Below are 4,924 nucleotides of genomic sequence, written 5' to 3'. Positions count from 1 at the left end.
GACGCCACTAACGTTCCCGACCACGACCTGGATCAACGAACCCCTGAAAGCAGGAACGAACTCAATGACCACCTAAAGAAACTGACTCATAAAGGTTGACATCTTCCGGGCAAGATCGCTGAAAATTGATGCATCGAAAGCCGTGTCTTTCCCCACGACGGGGCCCGGCAAAACAGATGAGACGGAGCTTGGATACGCCACCGCAACCGTCATCTCCTCCACAGTAAATGTGGGCAAACAGCCATAACTACTCAAGCTGCCATCCGGCCACGTCTTGGAACACTCGAAGCCGTCGGGATAGTCCAGCCCCATAATGAACAAGGTGTGACTGCCCGGCCCGATCTGCTCCCGGGAAATGTTGATCACACGTTGATGAGGAAGGTCGGTTGTTGTCGAAACGGTCCGCGCCCAGTCCCAATCTGATTTTTCCTCACACAATGCGTAGGCCGCGACGACTGTTGCGTCGTCCGTGCTCCACGTGGCGCCATCGCCATCAAGATCTGGCGTCACCGTCGTCGGCGGCGCCGAAAACTCGGCACGAGTCGTAAAGCGGTCCAGGTAGGCGCGCCTAGCGTCGCTGAAACATTGATTTAGCGCCGTCACTGCGGTCATGGCCTCGTCTGGGTTGGTCCAGATCCCCTCCTCACGCTCCCACGTGGCGATGTAGCCCGTGTCACTTGTAACGCTGACCTGCCAAAACCAGTCGCCCTCAGCGTCGGTCTGCATCTCGATTAGCGGCGACTCCGGAGTGTCGAACGTGGACTCTGCGTGTGCGGCAACGGGTGCACCCGCCACCAAAGTCAGGCCCAGAATACTGCCGGCCACCACTAAGGCGGCGATACGCCTGCAGCCAGAAGTAATGTGGAACCGCGCTGCAGTCAGTACTCCCGTTCTACGCACAAAAGGCGGCAGAAAAAACGCCATAAAGATCCCCACATCTTGCACGACGCCAAGTGATCGCGATATTTCATATTAGGTTCGACAAAATGGCCCGGACGTCCATCAGCAACCCCCCATTCGGGTTTGAGAGCAACGAATGTGCGATCGTCAGTCGCTGTCGAACCTCCCGCTCTTCCCGTCGCCAAGTCGTCACCGCCCCAGTCGCTCAGCCGTATTCGGCACGAGCGTCCGCCGGTGGTCCCTGACAACCGTCGTCGCGACCTGCTACCTGTTAGGCGTCTCGACCCGGCGGATGGAGAAACTCGTCGAGACCCTCGGCATCACCCACCTCTCTAAATCTCAAGTCTCGGAGATGTCGAAAGAACTCGACGACCACGTCGCCGACTTCCAAACCCGCCCCCTGGACGGCGGCCCCTACATGTTCGTCGCCGCCGACGCCCTCGCGATGAAAGTTCGAGAAGGCGGCCGGGCCGTGAACGTGTCCGTGATGGTCGCTACCGACGTCAACGCCGATGGCCACCGCGAGATCCTGGGCCTCCAGGTCGCTTCCAGCGAGGACGGCGCGGGCTGGTCTGAGTTCTTCCGCGACCTCACCGCCCGGGGCCTCACCGGTGTCAAGCTCGTCATCTCTGACGCCCACGTCGGCCTGGTCGCCGCGACCGCGGCGACCCTGCCCGGGACTGCGTGGCAGCGGTGCCAAATGCACTACTCGGCGAACCTGATGTCAGCGACACCGAAGAGCTCGCGGCCGTGAGTGAAGACGCTGCTGCATACCGTTTATGACCAGCCCGATGCAGACGCAGTGCATGCCCAGTTCGACGGGGTCCTGGACGCATTGGAACACAAGCTCCCGAAAGCGTGCGCATCTCGACGCGGCCAGGGCCGACATTCTCGCGTTCACAGTGTTCCCGAAAGAGCTCTGGAAACAGATCTGGTCGAACAACCCGAACGAGCGCTTAAATAGGGAGATCAGCCGCCAGACCGATGTCGTCGGGATCTTCCCTAACAGGGACTCGAGCATCCGTCTCGTGGGAGCCGTCCTTGCCGAGCAACACGATGAATGGGTTGAGTCCCGCCGCTATCTCGGCCTCGATGCCCTGGCCAAATCTCAGGCCGTCGGGACCGCTATGCCCGAGGAGGTGGCTATCAAGATCTCTGCCCTCAGCGCCTAATCAGCCGAGGGATCACAGGGAAACCAAAACACCACTCAAAAGGACTTGACCGGGAACTCCTGCTTCTGAGCAGGTTCCAACCTGACGATGACGGCCTTGGATACCGGTGTGTTGCTGCCGTCAGCTACTTTGTCCAGGGGAACAAGAACGTTCGCCTCGGGAAAGTACGTGGCAGCGCACCCACGAGCGCTGGGATAGGCAACCACACGGTAATTGCGCAGTACTCGCTGCGCGCCATCATCGTGCACGCCGTGAATGTCCACCTGCTGGCCGTCCTCCAAGCTCAGTTCAGCGAGGTCTTCCGGATTCACGAAGACCACATGCCGGCCTTTCTTGATGCCCCGGTAACGGTCGTCGAAACCGTAGATGGTGGTGTTGAACTGGTCATGGGATCGCATAGTCTGCAGGATCAAGGTCGCGGCCGGCCGGCCAATAAACTCAAGCCCGTTGACAGTGATCATGGCCTTGCCCGTGGGCGTGTGGAAAGTGCGCGAGTCTCGCGGTCCGTTCGGCAACACAAAGCCGCCATCCTTCCGGATTTTTATGTTGTAGTCCTGGCATCCTTCCACCACGTGCGAGATGTGTTCGCGGATCAGATCGTAGTCTTTCTCGAATCCAGGCCAGTCAGCGTTGGTCTTCTCCCCGATCGTCGCCCGTGCCAAGCGGGAGATGATGGCAACCTCGGAAAGCAGGCCAGGTGCAACCGGTTCAATCACGCCGAAGGAGGGATGCACCGCACAGACCGTGTCTTCGACCGACACGAATTGCTCTCCCGATGTCTGTCGGTCGACCTCGGTGCGGCCCATGGTCGGAAGAATAAGCGCTTCCTTGCCCACGACCGCGTGGGAGCGGTTCAGTTTGGTGGAGATCTGGACGGTCATGTCCGTGCCGTGCATCGCGGCTTCGGCGGCATTGGTATCCGCGATCGCCCCGACCAGGTTGCCTCCCAATGCCATGAAAAATTTGATGCCGCCGTCACGCATGGACTGGATTGTCTTGACCGCGTCCACTCCATGATCAATTGGCGGCTCGAAGCCGAATTCCTTGCCGAGTGCGTCCATAAATGACTGTGGCATTTGCTCCCAGATACCCATGGTCCTGTCGCCCTGGACATTGCTGTGGCCTCGGATCGGGCAAGCGCCAGCGCCCGGCTTGCCGATGTTTCCGCGCAGCAGAAGCAGGTTGATGATCTCCTTGATCGTGGCGACCGCTTTCTTGTGCTGGGTTATCCCCATCGCCCAGGTGATGATGACCCTCTCAGCTTTCAGGTATCGGGCCGCCAACTCATCTATCTCGTCTATGCGCAGGCCAGTCGCCTCCAGGACTGCACCCTCGTCCAGCTCCGCGAGGTGCAGTGTGAACTCCTCCAGCCCTTCACAGTGCTCGTCAAGGAATTGGCGGTCCAGAACTGTTCCCGGGGTTTCGGCCTCAGCATCGAGCACCCTTTTGGAGACGGCCTGTAACAGGGCCATGTCCCCGCCCAGCCTGATCTGAATGAACTGATCGGCAATCTCAGTCCCGTGGCCGATGATGCCCTTGACCTGCTGCGGGTTCTTGTATCTTCTCAGTCCCGCTTCCGGCAGGGGATTTACGGCGACAATTTCCGCGCCATTGTCCTTGGCTTCCTCGAGAGCAGTGAGCATGCGGGGACTGTTGGTTCCCGGATTCTGGCCCATGATAATGATCAGATCGGCCTTGCCGAAATCATCGTAGGCGATCGTGGACTTGCCAATTCCAATGGTCGGGTCCAAGGCCCGACCGGTTGATTCGTGGCACATATTGGAGCAGTCGGGCAGGTTATTCGTCCCGTAGCCGCGGGCGAAAAGCTGATACGCGAAGGCGGCCTCGTTGGACGCGCGACCGCTGGTGTAGAAGACAGCCTCATTGGGGGACTCGAGGCTGTTGAGCTTGTTGCCGACGATGGCGAATACCTTGTCCCAGCTGATAGGCCGGTAGTGGTCCTCACCGGCTGGCTTATAGACAGGTTCGGTCAGGCGTCCCTGCGTGCCCAGCCAATACTCCGAACGCGTGAGCAGGTCGCTGACCGAATGCTCGGCCCAAAAACTGGAGGACACGACAATGGGCGTCGCTTCCCAGGTGACGGCCTTGGCGCCGTTTTCGCAGAACTCGAATGCCTTGCGATGATCAGGATCCGGCCACGCACAGCTCATGCAATCGAAGCCGTCCTTCTGGTTCAGAGACAGCATCGTCTTTCGCGTTCGATCCACGCCCATATCCTTGATCGCCGGAATCATTGAGTGCAGCACACCGGGCATCCCAGCGGCCCAGTCCTTAGGCTTCCCAACTTCAATGTCGCTGTCTTGAGGTTCGTTCACCGGAGGGTTCTCGCGCATCATGACCACTCTCTTCCCGCTTGTAACAGCAGCGACCAGAATCAATCGTGCCGACCATATCAGGACTAACAGGTGCGCTCAGGCATAGCAACTAAAACGATTAAATTGCCAGCCCCGACGCGAGTAGCCTGAGCGAATGCAGGCAACTATCGAACACTGTCACGTTGGGAGACGAGACCGTGGTTGGGCACTATGAAACGCGGTCGCGGCCAAAGAATCGCCATTCAAGAGGGTTGATTTGAAGTCCTTGCCTGATGTCGGGGAGCTCACCTTCGGCCGGCTCGACTGGCACAACAACCGGCGTCTCCACAACGCTCTCGAGAGCGTTCCGCCGCAGGAATAGGTCAGCACAATCGGGTTGTCATCGCCCCTGAAAAAACTGAAGGAATCCGGAAGATGTCAACCTTTATGAGTCAGTTTCTTTAGGTGGTCATTGAGTTCGTTCCTGCTTTCAGGGGTTCGTTGATCCAGGTCGTGGTCGGGAACGTTAGTGGCGTC

General features: G+C 59.0%; 2 protein-coding genes and 1 pseudogene. 1 reads left to right on the top strand and 2 read right to left on the bottom strand.

Going from position 1 to position 4,924, the window contains the following annotated elements:
* Positions 1-72: 72 nt before the first annotated feature.
* On the bottom strand, positions 73-924 hold the full coding sequence (locus E3T41_RS05895; RefSeq protein WP_134477734.1) for a hypothetical protein: 852 nt from the start codon (positions 922-924) through the stop codon (positions 73-75).
* Positions 925-1,138: 214 nt separating this feature from the next.
* Between E3T41_RS05895 and E3T41_RS05890 the strand changes: the two are divergent.
* A pseudogene (locus E3T41_RS05890) lies at positions 1,139-2,072 on the top strand (IS256 family transposase); the annotation flags it as partial.
* Positions 2,073-2,107: 35 nt separating this feature from the next.
* Here the strand turns inward: E3T41_RS05890 and E3T41_RS05885 are convergent.
* Positions 2,108-4,429, bottom strand: coding sequence for an FdhF/YdeP family oxidoreductase (locus E3T41_RS05885; protein WP_134477732.1), 2,322 nt, complete (start codon positions 4,427-4,429; stop codon positions 2,108-2,110).
* Between the last annotated feature and the right edge of the window lie 495 nt (positions 4,430-4,924).

This window comes from Cryobacterium sp. Hh38 (assembly GCF_004403235.1).
In the GTDB taxonomy this organism is placed as follows: Bacteria; Actinomycetota; Actinomycetes; order Actinomycetales; family Microbacteriaceae; genus Cryobacterium; species Cryobacterium levicorallinum.
This window is presented reverse-complemented; position numbering and strand designations above follow the sequence as displayed.